Raw genomic sequence first — 20,493 nt, 5'->3', positions numbered from 1 at the left:
CGTAGCGTGCGCCATGCGCACGACGCGCGGTCTGGCATCAAGCAGTCGTGCGCATAGCGCACGCTACAGTTGCGATTCGATCGGCAGCCAGCCGATCACGCGCGCGGTCCAGCGGCGCCAGACGCTGGCTTCGGGTTCGCGATGCCAGACGCGCGGCGGATCGGTCGACGCGTCTTCCCAGCGCAACGCGCCCTGCTGCAGGGTGACGCGGTAGCTGGTGTCCGGCGCGATCTTCGCCTCGTAGCTGCGCAGCAGCGCCGTCGCCGCACCGCGGTCGCGGAACAGCACGCCCATCTCGGTGTTGAGGTTGACCGAACGCGGATCGAGGTTGAACGAGCCGATGAAGCCGCCCTCGCCATCCACCGCGAACGCCTTGGTATGGAGGCTGGCGCCGCTGGACCCGAACAGGCTGCTGTCCTGCTGGCCGTGCGGCATCAGCTCGAACAGGGTCACCCCGCCTTCCAGCAACGGCACCCGATACGGCGCATAGCCGCCGTGCACGGCCATCACGTCATTGGCGGCCAGCGAGTTGGTCAGCACACTCACGTCGACCCCTTGCGCGCGCTTGCCGACCAGCCAACGCGCGCCTTCGTCGCCGGGCACGAAGTAAGGCGAGATCACGCGCAGCTCGCGCTTCGCCTCGCCCATCGCCTTGCCCAGCCGGTGCACCAGCCACGTGCCCTGTCCCTCGCCCTGGCCCTTGGACTCCGGGTCGGAGTACACCCCCACTTCGTCCAGCCAGTGCAACGTGTTGCCGCCGACCAGCGCGCGCACGCCGGGCGAGCTGCGCAGGCGTGCGACATAGTCGGCCGCCTGCGTCGACCGGTAGCCGGCATCGCCGTTCTCGCGCAGGCGTTCCAGCGCGCCGTCTTCGGCCGTGGTCAGCGCCGACAGCGGGATCACCGAGGCGCTGTTCCAGAAATCGTCGAAGATCGCCGCCGTCTGGTCGACCGCCGGACCGAGCAGCACGGCGTCCAGGTCGAGGAAATTGGTCTGGGCGGCGGCGTCGAAGTACTCGTCGCCCACGTTGCGCCCGCCGACCACCGCCACGCGGCCGTCGGCGATCCACGCCTTGTTGTGCATGCGCCGGTTCATGGCCATGGGCCGCAGCAGCATCTCGCTGGCGCGGCCCAGCACGCCGGCGCGGCTGCGCGAGGGATTGAACAGCCGCACCTCGATGTTGGGATGCGCATCCAGCGCCGCCAGGTGCGAGTCCTTGCCGTGCGCGGTCATGTCGTCCAGCAGCAGGCGCACGCGCACGCCGCGATCGGCCGCGCGCAGCGCTTCGTAGCCCAGCAGGTTGCCGGTGAAGTCGTGGTTCCAGATGTAGTACTGCAGGTCCAGGCTGCGACCGGCGGCGCGCGCGGTGGCGGCGCGCACGGTGAACGCATCCAGGTTGTCCGACAGCAGGGCCATGCCGCTTTGCCCCGCATGGTCGCGCAGCAGCGGTGCGACGGCGCGGTCGAGCGGGGTGTCATCGGCGGCGATCGGCAACGACTGCGAAGGGGCGCCGCGCGCACCTTCGGCGAACCGCCCGTAGCTGTACAGCGCCGTTCCCGACGCCACCACCACGAGCGCCAGCGCAATGCCCAGCCGGCGCAGCCATTTGCGCATGATCTCCCCCTCTTCACGGACCCGCGCCTATCGTAGCCGCAGCGCCGTGAGGACGCCGCTTGCGCCGATCCGCCGGCCGTAGCACGCTCGCCGCCCGCCCTTGCCCCAGAATCGCCATGCGCTTGCCGTCCCGGTTCCGTGTTCCCGCCCTGACCCTGCTCGCATCATTGGTCGCTGCCTGCGGCACGGTGCCGTCGCGCGATGCCAGCACGCCGCTGACCTTCGTCGTGGTCCGCCATGCCGAAAAGGCGACCGACGATCCCGACGATCCCAGCCTCTCTCCCGCCGGACGGACGCGTGCTTCCGCACTGGCCGCGCGCCTGCGCGACGCGCCGCTGGTGGCGGCCTATGCCACCGAGTTCCGCCGCACGCAGCAGACCGCCCAGCCGGTCGCCGACGCACACCGGCTGCAGCTCACGGCGTACTACGCGCGCGGCCCCGCCGGCGAGATCGCCGCGCGGTGGAAACAGGCCCATCGGAGCGGTACCGTGCTGGTCGTCGGGCACAGCAACACCGTGCCGGATCTGGTGGCGGCCCTGTGCGGCTGCGCAACCGATGCGATGGACGAAACCGAGTACGACCGCATGTCCATCGTGCGTTTCGACGCCGACGGCCGCGCGAGGCTCGAGGTGCAACGCTACGGGGCTCCCGCGGGCCCATGAAGGGAATCTTCGGCGACTGGGATGGCAGCATCGCGGAGGCGCGGCGGCTGCAGGAACGGCTCGCCGCCGACGTCGTGCTGCGCGATGAGATTACAGAGGCACCGCGCTGGCTGGCGGGCTTCGATGTCGGCTTCGAGGACGAAGGCGCAACGACCCGTGCCGCCGCCGTGCTGCTGGCTGCGGATACGCTGCAACCGGTCGCCACCGAAATCGTGCGCATTCCCACCTCCATGCCCTACGTGCCCGGCTTGCTGAGTTTCCGCGAACTGCCGGCGCTGGTCGCCGCGCTCGACCGCCTGCCGCAGGTGCCCGATCTCGTCTTCGTCGACGGTCAGGGCATCGCCCATCCGCGCCGTCTCGGCATCGCCGCGCACTTCGGCGTGGTCACCGGCCTGCCCAGCATCGGGGTGGCGAAGAACGTGCTGTGCGGACAACACGAAACACCGGGCCCGCTGGCGGGCGAACGCACGCCACTGATCCATCGCGGCGAGCAGATCGGCTGGGCGCTGCGCAGCAAGCCGCGCTGCAATCCGTTGATCGTGTCGCCCGGGCACCGCGTATCGATGCAGACCGCGCTGGAGGGGGTGCTGCGTACCCTGCGCGGCTACCGCCTGCCCGAACCCACGCGACTGGCCGACAGGATCGCGTCCCGACGCGACGGAGCCCGCGCGCAACAATCCGTTTCCCTGCCGTAGCGGGCGGGGACGATGTCCCGTGCGATGCTTCGCCCCTCTCCCCGAGGAACCGCCCATGACGACCATCATTGCGCCCCGCGTGCACGACCTTGGCGACGGCTTCAACGTGCGCCGCGCCGTTCCCAGCCTGCAGGCCCGCAGCGTGGGGCCGTTCGTGTTCGTCGACCACATGGGTCCGGCGGTGTTCGAGCCGGGGCGCGGCATCGATGTGCGCCCGCATCCGCATATCGGGCTGGCCACGGTGACCTTCCTCTGGTCGGGCGCGATCCACCACCGCGATACGCTGGGGTCGGAGCAGGTCATCACGCCGGGCGACGTCAACTGGATGACCGCCGGTCGTGGCATCGCCCACTCCGAGCGCACGCCGGGCGACGTGCGCGCCGGTCGCCACGACGTGCATGGAATGCAGACCTGGGTGGCGCTGCCGAAATCCGCCGAGGAGGTCGCGCCCGAGTTCCATCACCACCGGGCGGCGACGCTGCCACTGATCGACCGCGCCGGTGCGCGCCTGCGCGTCATCGCCGGGCGCGCCTACGGCGAGGAATCGCCGGTGAAGGTGTTCAGCGGGACGTTCAATGTCGCCGTCGACCTGCAGCCGGATGCCGAACTGGAGATCGACAACGGCCATGTCGAACGCGCGCTCTACGTACTGGAGGGCGAGGCGCAGGTCGATGGCGCCGACATCCCGGAAAAGCATCTGGTGGTGTTCGACCGCGGCAACCGTGCGGTGCTGCGCGCGAAGACACCGGTGAAGGCCATGCTGCTGGGCGGCGAGCCGCTGGATGCGCCACGCCACCTGTGGTGGAACTTCGTGTCCAGCTCCAGGGAGCGGATCGAACAGGCCAAGCAGGACTGGCAGGAAGGCCGCTTCGGCCACGTGCCCGGCGAGACCGAGTTCATCCCGCTGCCGGAGCGTTGAGCCGGTCGTCGGCCGGCAAATGTGACACTTGCTTCATTGGTGCCCGGATGCCGCTGGCGTAACGCAAAGCAAACACTTGCCGCGCTCGGCTTCCGCTATCGTGCGCGCACCGTCATGTGACGGGGCGCACGCAATGGGGGCCGACATGACGATGGCAAAGAAGCTCGCGGCAGAGTTCCTGGGGACGTTCTGGCTGGTGTTGGGCGGGTGCGGCAGCGCCGTGCTCGCGGCCAACTTCGGTGGCGACGGCAATCCGCTGGGCATCGGCCTGCTGGGTGTGTCGTTGGCCTTCGGCCTGACCGTGCTCACCGGCGCGTATGCCTTCGGCCACATCTCCGGTGGCCATTTCAATCCGGCGGTCAGCCTCGGCCTGTGGGCCGGCGGGCGGTTCCCGGCGCGGGACCTGCTGCCGTACGTGGTGGCGCAGGTGGTGGGCGGCCTCGCCGCCGGCTTCATCCTGTGGCAGATCGCCAGCGGCCATCCCGGCTTCGCGGTCGATCCCAACGCGGCGGGCGCGTTCGCCAGCAACGGCTATGGCGCGATGTCGCCCGGCGGGTTCACCGTGGCGGCGGCGTTCCTGACCGAAGTGGTGCTCACGGCGTTCTTCCTGATCGTCATCATGGGGTCCACGCACGGGCGCGCGCCGGCGGGCTTCGCGCCGATCGCCATCGGCCTGGCGCTGACCCTGATCCACCTGATCAGCATCCCGGTCACCAACACCTCGGTGAACCCGGCGCGCTCCACCGCCGTGGCGCTGTTCGCCGGCCCCGCCGCTATCGGGCAGCTGTGGCTGTTCTGGCTGGCGCCGATCCTGGGCGGCCTGATCGGCGGCATGCTGTACGGCTGGCTCGGTCGCGACCGCGCCTGAGTCGCGCGGCCGCGTCCGGCCATCTCGGGCGCGGCCACGTCCACCCTGTGACTGGGGTCGCCGTTCACGGCCGCACCGCGTTGTTTTGCGCCGCAGCATGGGCTAAGGTCGGGTCGACTGCCGGGGAAGCGGCAGCCGACACCGTGGAATGCGAGGGGATGACGCGAGGGCGCATGGCCCGCCGCGGTGGCCGATGACGTGGCGCTGCCTGCCACCCGGACGTTTCATCCAGGGGGACTACATGAAGATCTTGATTGCCGTTGGCCTGAGCCTTTTCTCCACCGTCGCATGGGCGCAGACCGCGCCGGCGTGTCCGACCCTGCCCGCCGCTGCCGGCCTGACCTGGGAACAGCGCGTCGATGCCACCTTCATCGCCTGCAAGGCCGTCAACGCCGAGGGCCGGCAGGTGCTCAACGTGATGCTCACCGCACGCGACCCCAGGATCAGCCTGGAGCGGCGCCTGCGCGAGGAAGAAAGCACCTTCTCCGGCGAAGAGATGTACTGGTACCGCCCGGACCTGGGTGGACGCGAAACCGCCGCCGAGATGGCCTCGCGCCGCATCGCCGTGGTCGAGTACGACGACGACCGCTACGCGCAGGTCTGGATCAATGCCGCGTCGCCGGAAGAACTGGGCGCGCTGATCTCGCTGGCGCGCCAGCTCGACGTGCGCAGCGCGGGCGCCCAGCTTTCCGCCGGCAACTGAGGTCGCGGCGGGACCACGTCCCGCCACACCTGCATCAGAACCGGCCTTCCTGGAAGTCGACGAAGGCCTGCATCAGTTCCTGCCGCGTGTTCATGACGAACGGGCCGTGCCGCATCACCGGCTCGCGCAGCGGACGGCCGGCCACCAGGATCAGACGCGACGGCTGGCTGCCCGCGCGCACCTGCAGCATCTCGCCACCGCCCAGCACGCCCATCTCGTGCGTGTCCAGCGGACGCGCCTCATCGCCCTCGCCCACCGTCACCGCGCCCTCGAACACGTACGCGAACGCGTTGTGGCCGGCGGGCAGCGCGTAGTCCCACGCCTGTCCCGGCTGCAGGGCGATGTCGAGGTACACCGGATCGGTGGCCGGCTGCGAGATCGGGCCATGCGTGTCGCCGACGATGCCCGCGATCACCTTGATCTCGACACCCGTGGCCGGACGCGCCAGCGGAATCTTGTCCGGCGCGAACTCCTGGTACTTCGGCTCTGTCATCTTGTCGCGCGCCGGCAGGTTCACCCACAGCTGGAAACCGCGCATGCGGCCGGATTCCTGCTCGGGCATCTCCGAATGCACCAGGCCGCGGCCGGCGGTCATCCACTGCACCGCACCCGGCGTGAGCAGGCCTTCGTTGCCATGGTTGTCGCGGTGGCGCATGCGCCCGTCGAGCATGTAGGTGACGGTCTCGAAGCCGCGGTGCGGATGCTCCGGAAAACCGGCGAGATAGTCCTCGGCCTTGTCGGTGCCGAATTCGTCCAGCAGCAGGAACGGGTCCAGGTCCGGCAGGTCGGGGCCGCCGATCACGCGCGTCAGCTTGACGCCGGCGCCATCGGACGTGGGTCGGCCGCGGATCGTGCGGATCACGCGGGCGGGCGTGGTATCGGTCAGGGTGTTCATGGTGCCTCCGGTTCGACTGCCGACAAGATGGCACCGGCACGACCGCTTAGGAACGGCGGCCGACGTAACCATCCGTTCCATCGTTGGATCGCAACGGCCGGCGGTGTGGGAGCGACGTGAGTCGTGAAGGTAGCCGGAAAAGCTTCGCGACTTACGTCGCTCCTACGTCCTTCGCCGGCGAGTCTCAGGCCACGTAGACCGACTTGATGTTCATGAACTCATGGATGCCGTGCTCGGCCAGTTCGCGCCCGAACCCGGAGCGCTTGGTGCCGCCGAACGGCAGGCGTACGTCGCTGCGCACGATCGCGTTGACGAACGCGGCGCCGACGTCCAGTTGCCGCGCGATGCGGTCACCGCGTGCCGCGTCCTTCGTCCAGACGCTGCCGCCCAGGCCGAACGTGGTGTCGTTGGCCACGCGCACGGCCTCGGCATCGTCCTTCACCCGCAGGATGCTGGCGACCGGCCCGAACAGTTCTTCGTCGTAGGCCGGCATGCCCGGTGCCACGGCATCGAGGATCGATGCCGGATAGCCCGCATGCGACGCATCGGGCTCGCCGCCCAGCAGTACCCTCGCGCCCTTGGCCACGCTGGCCTGCACCTGCTTGTGCAGTTCGTCGCGCAGGTCCTGGCGCGCCATCGGCGCCAGCGTGGTGGCGTCGTCCTGCGGATCGCCGAGTCGCAGCGTCGCCGCCGCTTCGACGAAGCGCTTCACGAATTCATCGGCGATGCCGTCCTGCACGATGAAGCGCTTGGCGGCGATGCAGGTCTGGCCTGCATTGCCGAAGCGCGAAGCGACGGCACCAGCGACGGTCTTCTCCAGGTCGGCATCGTCCAGCACGATGAAGGCGTCGCTGCCGCCGAGTTCCATCACGCTCTTCTTCAACTGGCTGCCGGCGTTGGATGCGACGGATCGGCCGGCGCGCTCGCTGCCGGTCAGCGTCACCGCGGCCACGCGCGGGTCGCGGATGACCTCGGCCGCCTGGTCGTTGTCGATGTGCAGCACCCCCAGCACGCCGTCCGGCACGCCTGCGGCTGTCAGCACCTCACCGATCACGTCGGCGCAGCGCGGCACGTTGCTGGCGTGCTTGAGCACCGCCACGTTGCCCGCCATTAGCGCTGGCGCGAGGAAGCGGAACACCTGCCAGATCGGGAAGTTCCACGGCATCACCGCCAGCACGCAGCCGATCGGCTCGTAGCGCACGTAGCTGCGCTGTCCGTCGGTGGCGACCGGCCGGTCCTGCAGGTAGTCGGCCGCATGGTCGGCGTAGTAGTCGCAGGCGCCAGCGCACTTGTCGACTTCGGCCAGCGCCTCCCTGCGCAGCTTGCCCATCTCGGCGGTCATGATGCGCTGGATGTCGTCGCGGCGACGGCGCAGTTCGGCGCCGACTGCGCGCAACAACTTGCCTCGCTGGTCCAGCGACAACGCGGACCATGCGGTGAAGGCACGCGATGAGGCGGCGAGAACCGCTTCGATCTGTGCAGCCGTCATCAGCTCATGGCGGTATTCGACCTGCCCGGTCGCGGGATTGATGGTTTCGATGGTCATGGCGCTCGTTCGATGTGGTGCTGCATGGGTGAACAGGGCTGGATTCTGCGAGCGGCGACGTTACGGCGCCGTGGCGGGACATCCCGACCGTTGCCGGAAGCCCGTGGCCGTCATCCCAGCGCAAGCTGGGATCCATGGTGACGTTCGCGATCACTTCACGAAGGGAGCAAGAGCAAGATCAAGCTGGATCCCAGCTTGCGCTGGGATGACGGGACAAGAGTTGCGGGCGCGCCAGCGCGCGACCTGCCAACTACAGCCCCGATCGCTACCCGTTGTCCTGCAACGCCAGTTGCATGTCGCGCTGTCGACGCTTCTCTTCGCGGTACATCAACCACCAGCCGAGGAAGGCGGCCACGCTCACGACCAGAATCATCAGGGTGGCGAGTGCGTTGATCTTCGGGCTAAGGCCCATGCGCACCGACGAGAACACCTTCATCGGCAGCGTAGTCGAACTGGGGCCGGCGACGAAGCTGGCGATCACCACGTCGTCCAGCGACAGCGTGAACGCCAGCAACCAGCCCGAGACCAGCGCCGGCGCGATGATCGGCAGCGTGATGAGGAAGAACACCTTGATCCGGTTCGCGCCCAGGTCCATCGCCGCCTCTTCCAGCGACTTGTCCAGTTCGGACAGCCGCGAGGACACCACCACGGTGACGAAGGCCAGGGTGAAGGTCACGTGCGCGATCCAGATCGACAGGATGCCGCGCGGCTGCAGCCCGACCACCTGCCCCAGCGAGACGAACATCAGCAGGATCGACAGGCCGATGATCACCTCGGGCATCACCAGCGGCGCGGTGATCAGCGCGCCGAACAGGGTCTTGCCCGGGAAACGGCGCATGCGCGTCATCACCAGCGCCGCCATCGTGCCCAGCACCACCGCCGCGGTCGCGGTCCAGAACGCCACCTTGATGCTGATCCACGCGGCCTGCAGCATCTGCTTGTCGCGGAACAGTTCGCCGTACCACTTGAACGAGAAGCCGGACCACACCGTGGCCAGGCGCGACTCGTTGAACGAGTACACCATCAGGATGAGGACGGGGATGTAGAGGAAGGCGAACCCAAGCCCCAGCACCGTCCAGTTGACGGCGCGTTGTCGCGCGCGGCTCATGTCAGCCTCCCTTCCATCTCGCGCTGCTGCACCCGGTTGAAGATCAGGATCGGGATCAGCAGCAGGATCAGCATGACGATGGCCACGGCGGAGGCGGCCGGCCAGTCGCGGTTGTTGAAGAACTCGCCCCACAGCACGCGCCCGATCATCAGCGTGTCCGGCCCGCCCAGCAGTTCGGGGATGACGAACTCGCCCACCGCCGGGATCATCACCAGCATGCAGCCGGCGATGATGCCGGCCCTGGACAGCGGCAGGGTGATGGTGAAGAAGGCCTTCCACGGCTTGGCGCCCAGGTCGTAGGCCGCCTCCAGCAGGCGCTGGTCGTGCTTCACCAGGTTGGTGTACAGCGGCAGCACCATGAACGGCAGATAGCAGTAGACGATGCCGATATAGGCCGCCAGCGGTGTGTACAGGATCTGCAGCGGCTCGTCGATGATGCCGATCTTCATCAGCAGGTTGTTGAGCAGGCCGTTGTTCTTGAGGATGCCGATCCAGGCGTAGACGCGGATCAGGAACGAGGTCCACGACGGCAGCACCACCAGCATCATCGCGATGTTGCGCGAGGAAGGCGGCAGGCGTGCGATCACGTAGGCGATGGGGTACGCGACCAGCAGCGCGAGCAGGGTCGAGATGGCCGCGATCTTGATCGAACTGAGGTAGGCCGCCACGTACTGCGAATCGGTGAACAGCGCCGCGTAGTTGCCCAGGTTGAGCTTGAGCGTCAGCGCCTCGTCGATGTACTCGAGGATGGGCGTGTACGGCGGCATCGCGATCGCCAGCTTGGCAAACGAGATCTTCAGCACGATCAGGAACGGGATGGCGAAGAACAGCAGCAGCCACACATAGGGCACCGAGATCACCCCCCAGCGCGGCCCCGGCAGGCGCTTGCCCAGCGAGCGGAGGAGGTTCATGAGGTCAGCACCACGCCGTCGTTGTCGTCCCACCACACCCAGACCTCGTCGTTCCAGGTGAGTCCCTCGCTGGCCCAGCGCTGCACGTTGGCGAAGTTGGCCATGAACTTGTAGCCGCTCGGCAGACGCACGTGGTAGACCGAGTGGCTGCCGAAGTAGGCGATGTCCTCGATCACGCCCTTCGCCTTGTTGTGCGGCTGCGGCGGTTCGTCCTTGCCGATGCCCAGCTTCTCGGGCCGCACCGCGAAGCCGACCTCCTGGCCCTCGAAGCCCGAGATGCCGTGGCCGATGTAGATGGGATCCGGCAGCTGCGGCGAGCGGATGGTGACGTAGTTGGCCTCATCTTCCTCCACCGCGCCCTCGATCAGGTTCACCGAGCCGATGAACTCGGCGGCGAAACGGCTGGTCGGCTGTTCGTAGATCTCATCGGGCGTACCGACCTGTCGGATCCAGCCCTGGTCCATCAGCGCGATGCGGGTGGCCATGGTCATGGCCTCTTCCTGGTCGTGGGTGACCATCACACAGGTCACGCCGGACTTTTCGATGATGCTGACCAGTTCCAGCTGCATCTGCGAACGCAGCTTCTTGTCCAGCGCGCCCATCGGCTCGTCGAGCAGCAGCAGCTTCGGCCCCTTGGCCAGCGAGCGCGCCAGTGCCACGCGCTGCTGCTGGCCGCCGGACAGCTGGTGCGGCTTGCGCTTGGCCAGCTTGCCCAACTGGACCAGCGCCAGCATCTCCTCGACGCGCTTCCTGATGGCATCCTTCGACAGCCCGTCCTGCTTCAGGCCGAAGGCGATGTTCTGCTCCACCGTCATGTGCGGGAACAGCGCATACGACTGGAACATCATGTTCAGCGGGCGCTCGTACGGTGGCAGGTCGTTGAGCAGCTGCCCGTCCAGGTAGATCTTGCCGGACGAGGGCTTCTCGAACCCCGCCAGGCAGCGCAGCAGGGTGGACTTGCCGCTGCCCGAGCCGCCCAGCAGGGCGAAGATCTCGCCCTTGCGGATGGTCAGGTTGGTGTCGTCCACCGCCACGAAGCCATCGAACTCCTTGCGCACGTCGACGATGCGCAGGTACTCCTGCGCATTCGCCTTGCCGTTAGCTGCCGCGCCGTTGCCCTGTTCTGCCGCCATGGAGTTCCCCTGGTCGCCGGCCCGCATGGACGCCGGCGTGGATGTGGATGTCTGCGATCACCGCCTGCCGGAACGGACGTCGTCCGTTCCGGCCGCGGCGCTTACTTGCCCGTCTTCAGTTCGGTCCAGATACGCGTGTACTGGCGATCGACCTCGGGCGTGATGATGGCGAAGGTGAACAGCTTGGCTTCCACCTCGGGCGTCGGATAGATGGTCGGATCGCCGGTGATCGAGGTGTCCATCAGTTCCTTGGCCTTCGGGATGGCGTTCGGGTAGCTGATGAAGTTGGAGTTGTTGGCCATCACCTGCGGGTCGAGCAGGTGGTTGATGAAGGCGTACGCCTCGTCCAGGTGCTTGGCGTCCTTCGGGATGGCCAGCATGTCGAACCACTGCGGCGCGCCTTCCTTCGGGATGGCATAGGCGATGTTGACGCCATTCTTGGCATCGACCGCGCGGTCGCGCGCCTGGATGATGTCGCCGGACCAGCCGACCACCAGGCAGGTGTCGCCGTTGGCCATCGCGTCGATGTACTGCGAGGAATGGAAATTGGTGATGTAGGGGCGGATCGTCTTCAGCAGCGCGGCGCCTTTGTCGATCACGGCCGGGTCCTGGCTGTTGGGATCCTCGCCCAGGTAGTTCAGCGCGATCGGGATGATCTCCGACGGCGTATCGAGGAACGTCACGCCGCAGTCCTTCAGCTTGCTGATGTTCTCCGGCTTGAACACGATGTCCAGGCTGTTGGCGATGTCGGTGTTGCCGAACGCGGCCTTGACCTTGTCGACGTTGTAGCCGATGCCGGTGGTGCCCCACATGTAGGGAATGGCGTGCTGGTTGCCCGGATCCTGGTTTTCCAGCCGCTTCATGATGGCCGGGTCGAGGTTGGCGTAGTTGGGGATCTTGCTCTTGTCCAGCGGCAGGAACACGCCGGCCTGGATCTGCCGCCCGAGGAAGTTCATCGTCGGCACGACCACGTCGTAGCCGCTGCTGCCGGCCAGCAGCTTGGTTTCCAGCACCTCGTTGCTGTCGAACACGTCGTAGGTCACCTTGATGCCGGTGGCCTTCTCGAAGTTCGGGATGGTGTCCTCGGCGATGTAGTCCGACCAGTTGTAGACGTTGACCTGTTTCGCGCCGCCAGCGGCATCGCCGCCGTCAGCGCCGGATTTTCCGCCGCAGGCGGCAAGGGTACACAGGGCCAGGGTGGTTGCCAGTACGCGCAGTTTCATCAATCTCTCTCCGTTCGGCCCGCGAGGGCGGCTTGATGTGGTCCCTTGCCGGCCGGGGGCCGTCGCGGGCGTGCTGTCATTGCAATGGCCGGATCCGTGCCGTCGTGCTCCCCTACCCCTCCCCCGTGGCATCGCCCGCTCCCCGGGGCGATGCCAGGATGACGAAGGGCGCGTCCCTCACGGCACGCGCCCCGGTGTTTCAGCGCCCGGTCTTCAGTTCCGTCCAGATGCGCGTGTACTGGCGATCCACGTCCGGCGGCAGCACCGCGAAGGTGAACAGCTTCGCGTCCACGTCGGCCGGCGGGTAGATCGTCGGATCGTCCGCGATGCTCTTGTCGACCAGCGGCTTCGATGCGGGCACCGGATTCGGATAGGTCACGTAGTTGGTGTTCGCCGCGGCGACCTTGGGGTCCAGCAGGTAGTTGATGAAGGCGTAGGCGTTGTCGACGTTCTTCGCATCCTTGGGGATGGCCAGCATGTCGAACCACTGGGGCGCGCCTTCCTTCGGAATGGAATACGCCACGTTGACGCCGTTGCCGGACTCGGCGGCGCGATCGCGCGCCTGGATGATGTCGCCCGACCAGCCCACCACCAGGCAGACATCGCCGTTGGCCAGGTCGTTGATGTACGACGACGAATGGAAGTTGCGGATGTACGGCCGGATCGACGTCAGCAGCGCCGCGGCCTTGTCGATCACCGCCGGATCGAAGCTGTGCGGATCCTCGCCCAGGTAGTTCAGCGCGATCGGGATCAGTTCCGACGGCGTGTCCAGCACGGTGATGCCGCAGTCCTTCAACTTGGCCGCGTTCTCCGGCTTGAACACCACGTCCCAGCTGCCGGTGACGGCGGTGTCGCCGAAGATGGCCTTGATCTTGTCGACGTTGTAGCCGATGCCGCTGGTGCCCCAAAGGTAGGGCACGGCGTACTGGTTGCCCGGATCCTGCAGCGCGATGCGCTCGAGCATGTTCGGGTCGAGGTTCTTCAGGTTGGGCAGCTTGCTCTTGTCCAGCGGCAGGAACACGCCCGCCTGGATCTGCCGGCCCAGGAAGCTGAGCGACGGCACCACCACGTCATACCCGCTGCTGCCGGCCAGCAGCTTGGTCTCGACCATCTCATCGCTGTCGAACACGTCGTAGGTGACCCTGACGCCCGACTGCTGCTCGAAATTCGGGATGGTGTCCTCGGCGATGTAGTCGGACCAGTTGTAGACGTTCAATGTCTTCGACGGCGCGCCATCGGCGGACGCTCCTTCCTTGCCGCCACAGGCGGCCAGCACGCTGGCGGCCAGCACGACGGTGAGGGTCTTGAGCTTCATCGGCTTCTCCATGCAACAGGAATGCGGGATGGAACCATCATACGCCCGGGCCGCGACGCTGTGACGCAGCGCACGGACCGTGCGCCGACATTACATTCCCAGGTCCGTCGCGGTGTCGTTGAGGGCTTTCCAGGTCTTCTCGAACAGTTCGTCGACCTGCGCGCGCGTGATCACCAGCGGCGGCGACAGCAGCATCGCGTCCCAGGTCGCGCGCAGGATCAGGCCGTGCTTCAGCGCGTGGTCGCGGCAGCGCGGGCCGACGCTGCCGCGCTCCGGGAAGAAGGCGCGCTTCTTCTTGTCTGGCACCAGCTCCAGCGCACCGACCATGCCGGCGATGCGCGCCTGCCCGACCAGCCGGTGCTCGCCCAGCTCGGCCCAGCGCTGCGCCAGATACGGCGCGATCTCGGTCTTGGCGCGCTCGACGATCTTCTCGTCCTGCAGGATGCGGATGTTCTCCAGCGCCACCGCCGCGCACACCGGGTGGCCCGAGTACGTGGCGCCATGCGCCAGTTCGCCGCCCTGCTCCTTCAGCACCTTGGCCACGCGGTCGTTGAACATCGCCGCGCCCAGCGGGATGTAGCCCGAGGTGATGCCCTTGGCCACCGGCATGATGTCGGGCTGGAAACCGAAGTACTGCGAACCGAACCATTCGCCGGTGCGGCCGAAGCCGCAGATCACTTCGTCGGCCACCAGCAGTACGTCGTACTGGCGGCAGATGCGTTCGATCTCGGGCCAGTAGGTCGTGGGCGGGATGTAGACGCCGATGGCGCCCATGATGGGCTCGCCAATGAAGGCGGCCACGCGGTCCGGGCCGAGTTCGAGGATCTTCTGTTCCAGCCGGCGCGCCGCGACCAGGCCATATTCGTCCTCGGACAGGTCGCCGCCGTCGGCGAACCAGAACGGCGGATCGATGTGGTGGATGTCCGGGATCGGCAGGCCACCCTGCTTGTGCATGCCCTTCATGCCGCCGAGGCTGGCGCCGGCCATGGTGGTGCCGTGGTAGCCGTCGTGGCGGCCGATGAAGATGTTCTTCTGCGGCTGGTCCTGCACCGCCCAGAAGTGGCGGACCATGCGCAGGATGGTGTCGTTGGCTTCGGAACCGGAATTGACGAAGAAGGAATGATTGAGGTCGCCCGGGGCGAGCTCGGCCAGCTTGGCGGCCAGCGCGATGGTCGGCTCGGTCGTGCACTGGAAGAAGCTGTTGTAGTAGGCGAGCTGCGTCATCTGCTTCGACGCCACCTCGCCCAGCTCCTTGCGCCCGTAGCCGACATTCACGCACCACAGGCCGGCGAAGGCGTCGAGCAGCTGGTTGCCGTCGGCATCCCAGACATAGCAACCCTCGCCCTTGGTCAGGATGCGCGTGCCCCTCTTGGCCAGCGCGGCGTTGTCGTTGAACGGATGCAGATGGTGCTCGGCGTCGAGCTTCTGCAGGGTGCGGGTGTCGAGTCGGGTCATACGGGCTCCATGATTTCGAGCCCCTCTCCCACCGGGAGAAGGGTTGGGGCGAGGGTGGGGCGAAGTCCACGATGTCCGAATCGCCTGGACTTCGCCGCACCCTCATCCGGCGCTTCGCGCCACCTTCTCCCGACGGGAGAAGGGAACAGCATTCACACGTTCAACAACAGGAATTCCCGCTCCCACGAGCTGATCACGCGGAAGAAGGTCTCGTATTCCTTGCGCTTCACCGACACGTAAGCGCGCACGAAACGCGCGCCCATCAGCTCCTGCAGCGGCTTGCAGCCTTCCAGTTCGTCCAGTGCCTCGCCCAGCGAGCGCGGCAGTTCAAAGCCGATGTCCTGCGCACTGCTGGCCAGCGGCTCGGTCGGCTTGAGCTGTTCGCGGATGCCGAGCAGGCCGCAGGCCAGCGTGCCGGCCATGGCGAGGTAGGGATTGGCGTCGGAACCGGCGAAGCGGCTTTCCACGCGCATGTTCTCCGGCGTGTCCATCGGCACGCGCAGGCCGCAGGTGCGGTTGTCGTAGCCCCACTGCACGTTGATCGGCGCCACCTGCCCCAGCGCCAGCCGGCGGTAGGAATTGACATTGGGGCCGAAGAACGCCATCGCCATCGGCACGTACTTCTGCAGACCGCCCAGGTAATGGCCGAACAGCTTGCTGCCCTTGCCTTCGGACTTGCCGGTGAAGACGTTGCGGCCGGTCTTCATGTCCAGCAGGCTCTGGTGGATGTGCATGGCGCTGCCGGGCTCGTTCTCCATCGGCTTGGCCAGGAAGGTGGCGTACACGCCGTGGCGCATCGCCGCCTCGCGCATGGTGCGCTTGAACAGGAACACCTGGTCGGCGCGCGACAGCGCGTCGTCGTGGGTGAAGTTGACCTCCAGCTGCGCGGCGCCGGACTCGTGGATCAGCGTGTCCACGTCGAGCTCCATCGCATCGCAGTAGTCGTACATCAGGTCGAGGATGGGATCGAACTCGTTGACCGCGTCGATCGAGTACGACTGCCGCGCCGTCTCCGGACGACCGGAGCGCCCGGCGGGCGGCAGCAACGGGAAGTCCGGGTCGGTGTTCTTCTGCACCAGGAAGAACTCCAGTTCCGGCGCCACCACCGGGCGCAGGCCTTCCTTCTCGTAAGCCGCCAGCACGCGCCGCAGCACGTTGCGCGGCGCCAGGTCGTGCGGCTTGCCGTCCTTGGTATGGCAGTCGTGGATCACCTGCGCGGTGGGATCGGTCGCCCACGGCACCATGCGCACGGTGTCCGGATCGGGACGCAGGAACATGTCCGAATCCGACGGCGAGGTCAGTTCGTAGTAGTCGTCCGGATAATCGCCCGTGACGGTGGTGGCGAAGATGCCTTCCGGCAGGCGCGTGCCGTAGTCGTGGCTGAACTTGTCGGCCGGGATGATCTTGCCGCGGGCGATGCCGGTGATGTCGGGCACCAGGCATTCGACCTCGGTGATGCTGCGTTCCCGCAGCCAGCGGCGCAGCGAGCTGTCGGCCGGCTCGGCGATGGCGGTTTTCTTTCGTGATGTGGGTTTCTGGCTCATGGTGTCCGCGCAGTCAGGGAAGGAGGAAAGGGCCGCCGCGTGCTGCGGCCGGCGTCTACGGCGTCGCCACGATGTGGCGAGCGCGCCCTCCCCAGGGCGGGGGATGCCGCCGCTTCATGCCGCCACTCCGCGGTGTTGCGCACGCGCCCGGCAGGCATCGCCGAAGGTGCGGAAGATGGACAGGTAGAACGGGTTGTCCGCCACCTTCCATTCCGGATGCCATTGCACGGCCAGCATGAAGGCCGGCCCGTCGTGGCGGAACGCCTCGATCAGCCCGTCCGGCGCCTGCGCTTCGACCACCAGTCCGTCGCCCAGCCTGCGCACGCCCTGACCATGCAGCGAATTAACGGTGGCGCGGGTGTCACCGGCCAGCGTGGCGAGCAGACCGCCAGGCACCAGCGCGATGTCGTGCGCCGGCCCGTACTGTACGTCCAGCGGATCGTCCTTGTTCTCGCGGTGGTCCATGAAGCCTGGCTGCTCGTGCACCTTCTGGTACAGGCTGCCACCGAAGGCGACGTTGACCTCCTGGAAGCCACGGCAGATCGCCAGCACCGGTACGCCCATCCCGATGGCGAGCGGAATCAGCGGCAGGTTGGTGGAATCGCGGCGGGGATCCAGCAGATTGCCCTCGTAGCTGGATTCGTCGCTGTAGTGGTGCGGTTCGATGTTGCTGGCCGCCCCGGTCAGCAGCAGGCCGTCGAGGCCTTCGAGCACCTGGGTCAGCGGCAGCACGGGATCCAGCGTGGGCACCAGCAGCGGCAGGCAGCCGGCGCCGTCGACCACCGCACGCACGTACTTCTCGCCCACCGCGAGAAAGGGATGTGCACCGATTTGCTTGTGGTCGGTCGGCAGACCGACCCGCGGCAGCGGGGTCATGCAGGAAGCCCGGAATGGCTTGCAGGCAAGTTAACCCGGCTGTTTTATTTTTACAACACGACGCGCTCGAATGACATTTTTGGCGCTCATATGGTGCGTTGCGGCACCAATTCCGGGCATTTCCGTGGGTTACGCAAATCCCTGCGTTGAGTATTCTTGACGCATCGACCGCTCTGCTAAGCTGCGCCGCAGCCTCCTGGATGACCCTCATGCGCCCCGATTCCGCCGCGCCTTCCCTGCCTGCCGACGACGCCGCCACGCTGGCCGCCCTCCCCGATTGCGAGCAGGTCGACCTGCTGCTGCCGGACATGAACGGGTTGCTGCGCGGCAAGCGCATCACCCGCGACGCACTGGAGAAGGTCTACCGCGACGGCGTCTGCCTGCCCATGTCGCTGATCGCCACCGACATCACCGGCAACACGGTGGAAGAGACCGGGCTGGGTTACGACATCGGCGACGAGGACCGCATCTGCCGTCCCGTGCCGGGATCGCTGCGGCCGGTGCCTTGGTCGCCCCGCCCCGCCGCGCAGCTGCTGCTGAGCATGGAGGATGCGAAGGGCGGGATGTTCGACGCCAATCCGCGCGAAGTGCTCAAGCGCGTGCTGGCGCGTTACGCCGCGCGCGGCCTGAAACCGGTGGTCGCGGTGGAGCTGGAGTTCTACCTGTTCGACCAGCGCATGGACGACGCCGGGCGCCCGCGCACCTCGATCAATCCGGCGACCGGGCAGCGGAACACCAGTACGCAGGTCTACTACATGGAAGACCTCAACGACTACCGCGGCTTCACCGATGCGGTGGCCGCGATCTGCCAGGCGCAGCGCATTCCTGCGGACACCGCGGTGGCGGAGTACGCGCCGGGCCAGTTCGAGATCAACCTCAAGCACCGCGACGACGCGCTGCTGGCCTGCGACGACGCCATTTACCTGAAGCGCGCGATCAAGGCCGCGGCGCAGCAGCAGGGGCTGATGGCCAGCTTCATGGCCAAGCCCTTCGCCGAGCAGGCCGGCAGCGGCATGCATATCCATGCCAGCGTGCTGGATGCCGAGGGCCGCAACATCTTCGCTTCGCTGCAAACGGCGCCGGCCGATACGCTGAAGCACGCCATCGGCGGACTGCAGCGCAGCGACCAGGATTGCCTGCTGCTGTTCGCGCCACACGCCAACAGCTACCGGCGCTTCGTGCTCAATGCGTTCGTACCGCTCAACGATGTGTGGGGCTACAACAATCGCACCGTCGCCATGCGCATCCCGCACAGCGACGAAGCCAACACGCGCATCGAACACCGCATCGCCGGTGCCGACGCCAACATCTATCTGGTCACCGCCGCCGTGCTCGCCGGCATGCTGCATGGCATGGAACAGGGCTTCGACCCCGGCCCGCCGATCACCGGCAACGCCTACGACCAGACCGAGATCCGCACCCCGTTCTGGCGCGAGGCCATCGCGTCGTTCATGGACAGCGAGTTCATCCGCGAACAGTTCGGCGAGGCGTTCCAGCACATCTACGGCCAGCAGAAGCTCAAGGAAATGCACAGCTTCTATACCGAGGTGACGGATCTGGAATACGCGTGGTATCTGCGGTCGGTGTGAGGGGGAGCATGTCTTCCCTGAAATCGTCATTCCCGCGCAGGCAGGAACCCAGCGACTTCTGCTTCGCAAGTCCAAAGACACGGGATCCCCGCCTGCGCGGGGATGACGGCAGGGAGACATCTTGAGCACCGTCGCCACGCCCGCCTACCCCGACAGCTGGTACGCCGCCAGCGCCACGCCGCTGCCCGCACAACCCGTGCTGCAAGGCCGCATCGAGGCCGATGTCTGCATCCTCGGCGCCGGCTACACCGGGCTGTCGGCGGCGCTGGAACTGGCCGAAGCCGGCTACAAGGTGGTCGTGCTGGAAGCCGAGCGCATCGGCTGGGGCGCGTCGGGACGCAACGGTGGGCAGGCGATCGCCGGTTTCAGCTGCGGCGAAGCGAAGCTGGAAGCGCTGGTCGGCTTCGACGACGCGAAGAAGATGTTCGACCTGTCGCTGGACGGCCTGCGCTGGCTGCGCGGGCGCATCGACCGGCACGGGATCGACTGCGACTGGCGCGACGGCCATGCCACCGTGCCGATCAAGCCGCGACAGCAGCGCGAGGTCGAACACGCGGTCGAGGACTTCAACACCCGTTATGGCCATCCCGTGCAGTGGTGGAACCGCGAGCGCCTGCGCGCGGCACTTGCGAGCGACCGCTACCTGGGCGCGATGTACGACCCGGTCAGCGGCCACCTGCATCCGCTCGCGTATGCGCTGGGACTGGGCCGCGCCGCCTTGGAGGCAGGCGCACGCATCTTCGAGGGTTCGCCGGTCATCCAGCTGGTGCGGGGTGCGCGCCCGGTACTGAGAACCGCGCAGGGCGAGGTGGGATGCGACACGGTGATCCTGGCCGGCAACGCGCTGCTGCGCGGGATCGCGCCGGAACTGGAATCGCGGATGATGCCGGTCGGCACGTACATCGCCGCCACCCCGCCGCTGGGCGAAGCGCGCGCGCGCGACCTGATCCGTAACGACATGGCGGTGGCCGACACCAATTGGGCGCTGGACTATTTCCGCCTGGGCCGCGACCACCGGCTGCTGTTCGGGGGACGCGCCAGCTATTCGACGATGACGCCGCCCAACCTGCGCGGCGTGATGACGCGGCGCATGCACCGGGTGTTCCCGCAACTGGGCGATGTCGGCATCGAATATCTGTGGGGCGGGATGATCGACATCTCGCTCAACCGGGCGCCGCATTGGGGCCGGCTGTCGCCCAACGTCTACTTCGCCCAGGGCTTCTCGGGACACGGGCTGATCGCCGCCGGGCTGGCGGGCACCGTGCTCGCCCAGGCGATCCGCGGCCAGTCGGAGCGGCTGGACCTGTTCGCCAAGATCGACCACCACCCCTTCCCCGGCGGTCGCGCCCTGCGCACGCCGCTCCTGGTCGCGGCCATGGCCTGGTACAAGCTGCGGGACGCGCTCTGGTAGGCGGCGGCGTTCCGTGACGCGGCTCT

General features: G+C 67.4%; 18 protein-coding genes. 7 read left to right on the top strand and 11 right to left on the bottom strand.

The window, feature by feature from the left end:
- Positions 1 to 63: 63 nt before the first annotated feature.
- Positions 64 to 1,614: a phospholipase D family protein gene (locus ASD77_RS12050; protein WP_055941885.1), complete on the bottom strand. Its 1,551-nt coding sequence runs from the start codon at positions 1,612 to 1,614 to the stop codon at positions 64 to 66.
- Positions 1,615 to 1,730: 116 nt separating this feature from the next.
- Here ASD77_RS12050 and ASD77_RS12045 point away from each other — a divergent pair, with 116 nt between their 5' ends.
- From ASD77_RS12045 to ASD77_RS12025, 5 genes are all read left to right on the top strand, one after another.
- Positions 1,731 to 2,276, top strand: a complete 546-nt coding sequence (locus ASD77_RS12045; RefSeq protein ID WP_082563271.1) for a phosphoglycerate mutase family protein — start codon at positions 1,731 to 1,733, stop codon at positions 2,274 to 2,276.
- Entirely contained in the window at positions 2,273 to 2,971 is a 699-nt protein-coding gene (gene nfi, locus ASD77_RS12040; RefSeq protein ID WP_055941878.1) for a deoxyribonuclease V, read from the top strand. Before ASD77_RS12045 ends, nfi begins: the two co-directional genes overlap by 4 nt.
- Before the next feature lie 55 nt (positions 2,972 to 3,026).
- Complete coding sequence (locus ASD77_RS12035) at positions 3,027 to 3,890, top strand: pirin family protein (RefSeq protein WP_055941875.1); 864 nt, start codon at positions 3,027 to 3,029, stop codon at positions 3,888 to 3,890.
- Positions 3,891 to 4,035: 145 nt separating this feature from the next.
- On the top strand, positions 4,036 to 4,758 hold the full coding sequence (gene aqpZ, locus ASD77_RS12030; protein ID WP_055943372.1) for an aquaporin Z: 723 nt from the start codon (positions 4,036 to 4,038) through the stop codon (positions 4,756 to 4,758).
- A gap of 241 nt (positions 4,759 to 4,999) precedes the next feature.
- On the top strand, positions 5,000 to 5,461 hold the full coding sequence (locus ASD77_RS12025) for a hypothetical protein (protein WP_055941871.1): 462 nt from the start codon (positions 5,000 to 5,002) through the stop codon (positions 5,459 to 5,461).
- Between the two features lie 34 nt (positions 5,462 to 5,495).
- Here the strand turns inward: ASD77_RS12025 and ASD77_RS12020 are convergent, their stop codons facing one another.
- From ASD77_RS12020 to ASD77_RS11975, 10 genes are all read right to left on the bottom strand, one after another.
- Complete coding sequence (locus ASD77_RS12020) at positions 5,496 to 6,356, bottom strand: pirin family protein (protein WP_055941868.1); 861 nt, start codon at positions 6,354 to 6,356, stop codon at positions 5,496 to 5,498.
- A gap of 184 nt (positions 6,357 to 6,540) precedes the next feature.
- Complete coding sequence (locus tag ASD77_RS12015; RefSeq protein ID WP_055941866.1) at positions 6,541 to 7,902, bottom strand: NAD-dependent succinate-semialdehyde dehydrogenase; 1,362 nt, start codon at positions 7,900 to 7,902, stop codon at positions 6,541 to 6,543.
- A 265-nt stretch (positions 7,903 to 8,167) separates the two neighbouring features.
- The gene (locus tag ASD77_RS12010) at positions 8,168 to 9,010 is read right to left on the bottom strand and encodes an ABC transporter permease subunit (RefSeq protein WP_055941863.1); all 843 of its coding nucleotides are present in this window, start codon (positions 9,008 to 9,010) and stop codon (positions 8,168 to 8,170) included.
- Complete coding sequence (locus ASD77_RS12005) at positions 9,007 to 9,921, bottom strand: ABC transporter permease subunit (protein WP_055941859.1); 915 nt, start codon at positions 9,919 to 9,921, stop codon at positions 9,007 to 9,009. The genes ASD77_RS12010 and ASD77_RS12005 overlap by 4 nt, the downstream gene beginning before the upstream one ends.
- A complete protein-coding gene (gene potA / locus ASD77_RS12000) occupies positions 9,918 to 11,054 on the bottom strand; it encodes a polyamine ABC transporter ATP-binding protein (protein WP_055943369.1) in 1,137 nt (378 codons plus the stop codon). The genes ASD77_RS12005 and potA overlap by 4 nt, the downstream gene beginning before the upstream one ends.
- Before the next feature lie 101 nt (positions 11,055 to 11,155).
- A complete protein-coding gene (locus tag ASD77_RS11995; protein WP_055941856.1) occupies positions 11,156 to 12,277 on the bottom strand; it encodes a polyamine ABC transporter substrate-binding protein in 1,122 nt (373 codons plus the stop codon).
- Positions 12,278 to 12,476: 199 nt separating this feature from the next.
- Positions 12,477 to 13,592: a polyamine ABC transporter substrate-binding protein gene (locus ASD77_RS11990; protein ID WP_055943366.1), complete on the bottom strand. Its 1,116-nt coding sequence runs from the start codon at positions 13,590 to 13,592 to the stop codon at positions 12,477 to 12,479.
- A gap of 90 nt (positions 13,593 to 13,682) precedes the next feature.
- The gene (locus ASD77_RS11985) at positions 13,683 to 15,047 is read right to left on the bottom strand and encodes an aspartate aminotransferase family protein (protein WP_055941853.1); all 1,365 of its coding nucleotides are present in this window, start codon (positions 15,045 to 15,047) and stop codon (positions 13,683 to 13,685) included.
- Positions 15,048 to 15,199: 152 nt separating this feature from the next.
- Positions 15,200 to 16,591 (bottom strand): glutamine synthetase family protein, encoded by a 1,392-nt coding sequence (locus ASD77_RS11980; protein WP_055941850.1) that lies wholly within the window; start codon positions 16,589 to 16,591, stop codon positions 15,200 to 15,202.
- A 114-nt stretch (positions 16,592 to 16,705) separates the two neighbouring features.
- Positions 16,706 to 17,467, bottom strand: coding sequence for a gamma-glutamyl-gamma-aminobutyrate hydrolase family protein (locus ASD77_RS11975; protein ID WP_055941847.1), 762 nt, complete (start codon positions 17,465 to 17,467; stop codon positions 16,706 to 16,708).
- 209 nt (positions 17,468 to 17,676) lie between these two features.
- Here ASD77_RS11975 and ASD77_RS11970 point away from each other — a divergent pair, with 209 nt between their 5' ends.
- Positions 17,677 to 19,056, top strand: a complete 1,380-nt coding sequence (locus ASD77_RS11970) for a glutamine synthetase family protein (protein WP_055943362.1) — start codon at positions 17,677 to 17,679, stop codon at positions 19,054 to 19,056.
- A gap of 121 nt (positions 19,057 to 19,177) precedes the next feature.
- Positions 19,178 to 20,467 (top strand): FAD-binding oxidoreductase, encoded by a 1,290-nt coding sequence (locus tag ASD77_RS11965; protein ID WP_235578532.1) that lies wholly within the window; start codon positions 19,178 to 19,180, stop codon positions 20,465 to 20,467.
- Positions 20,468 to 20,493: the final 26 nt, after the last annotated feature.

The organism is Pseudoxanthomonas sp. Root65, assembly GCF_001427635.1.
Classification (GTDB): domain Bacteria; phylum Pseudomonadota; class Gammaproteobacteria; order Xanthomonadales; family Xanthomonadaceae; genus Pseudoxanthomonas_A.
This window is presented reverse-complemented; position numbering and strand designations above follow the sequence as displayed.

Excerpts from the sequence above, each read along its gene's own strand:
- ASD77_RS12050 (WP_055941885.1), bottom strand. The coding sequence starts at position 1,614 with ATGCGCAAATGGCTGCGCCGGCTGGGCATTGCGCTGGCGCTCGTGGTG.
- ASD77_RS12045 (WP_082563271.1), top strand. The coding sequence starts at position 1,731 with ATGCGCTTGCCGTCCCGGTTCCGTGTTCCCGCCCTGACCCTGCTCGCA.
- nfi (WP_055941878.1), top strand. The coding sequence starts at position 2,273 with ATGAAGGGAATCTTCGGCGACTGGGATGGCAGCATCGCGGAGGCGCGG.
- ASD77_RS12035 (WP_055941875.1), top strand. The coding sequence starts at position 3,027 with ATGACGACCATCATTGCGCCCCGCGTGCACGACCTTGGCGACGGCTTC.
- aqpZ (WP_055943372.1), top strand. The coding sequence starts at position 4,036 with ATGACGATGGCAAAGAAGCTCGCGGCAGAGTTCCTGGGGACGTTCTGG.
- ASD77_RS12025 (WP_055941871.1), top strand. The coding sequence starts at position 5,000 with ATGAAGATCTTGATTGCCGTTGGCCTGAGCCTTTTCTCCACCGTCGCA.
- ASD77_RS12020 (WP_055941868.1), bottom strand. The coding sequence starts at position 6,356 with ATGAACACCCTGACCGATACCACGCCCGCCCGCGTGATCCGCACGATC.
- ASD77_RS12015 (WP_055941866.1), bottom strand. The coding sequence starts at position 7,902 with ATGACCATCGAAACCATCAATCCCGCGACCGGGCAGGTCGAATACCGC.
- ASD77_RS12010 (WP_055941863.1), bottom strand. The coding sequence starts at position 9,010 with ATGAGCCGCGCGCGACAACGCGCCGTCAACTGGACGGTGCTGGGGCTT.
- ASD77_RS12005 (WP_055941859.1), bottom strand. The coding sequence starts at position 9,921 with ATGAACCTCCTCCGCTCGCTGGGCAAGCGCCTGCCGGGGCCGCGCTGG.
- potA (WP_055943369.1), bottom strand. The coding sequence starts at position 11,054 with ATGGCGGCAGAACAGGGCAACGGCGCGGCAGCTAACGGCAAGGCGAAT.
- ASD77_RS11995 (WP_055941856.1), bottom strand. The coding sequence starts at position 12,277 with ATGAAACTGCGCGTACTGGCAACCACCCTGGCCCTGTGTACCCTTGCC.
- ASD77_RS11990 (WP_055943366.1), bottom strand. The coding sequence starts at position 13,592 with ATGAAGCTCAAGACCCTCACCGTCGTGCTGGCCGCCAGCGTGCTGGCC.
- ASD77_RS11985 (WP_055941853.1), bottom strand. The coding sequence starts at position 15,047 with ATGACCCGACTCGACACCCGCACCCTGCAGAAGCTCGACGCCGAGCAC.
- ASD77_RS11980 (WP_055941850.1), bottom strand. The coding sequence starts at position 16,591 with ATGAGCCAGAAACCCACATCACGAAAGAAAACCGCCATCGCCGAGCCG.
- ASD77_RS11975 (WP_055941847.1), bottom strand. The coding sequence starts at position 17,467 with ATGACCCCGCTGCCGCGGGTCGGTCTGCCGACCGACCACAAGCAAATC.
- ASD77_RS11970 (WP_055943362.1), top strand. The coding sequence starts at position 17,677 with ATGCGCCCCGATTCCGCCGCGCCTTCCCTGCCTGCCGACGACGCCGCC.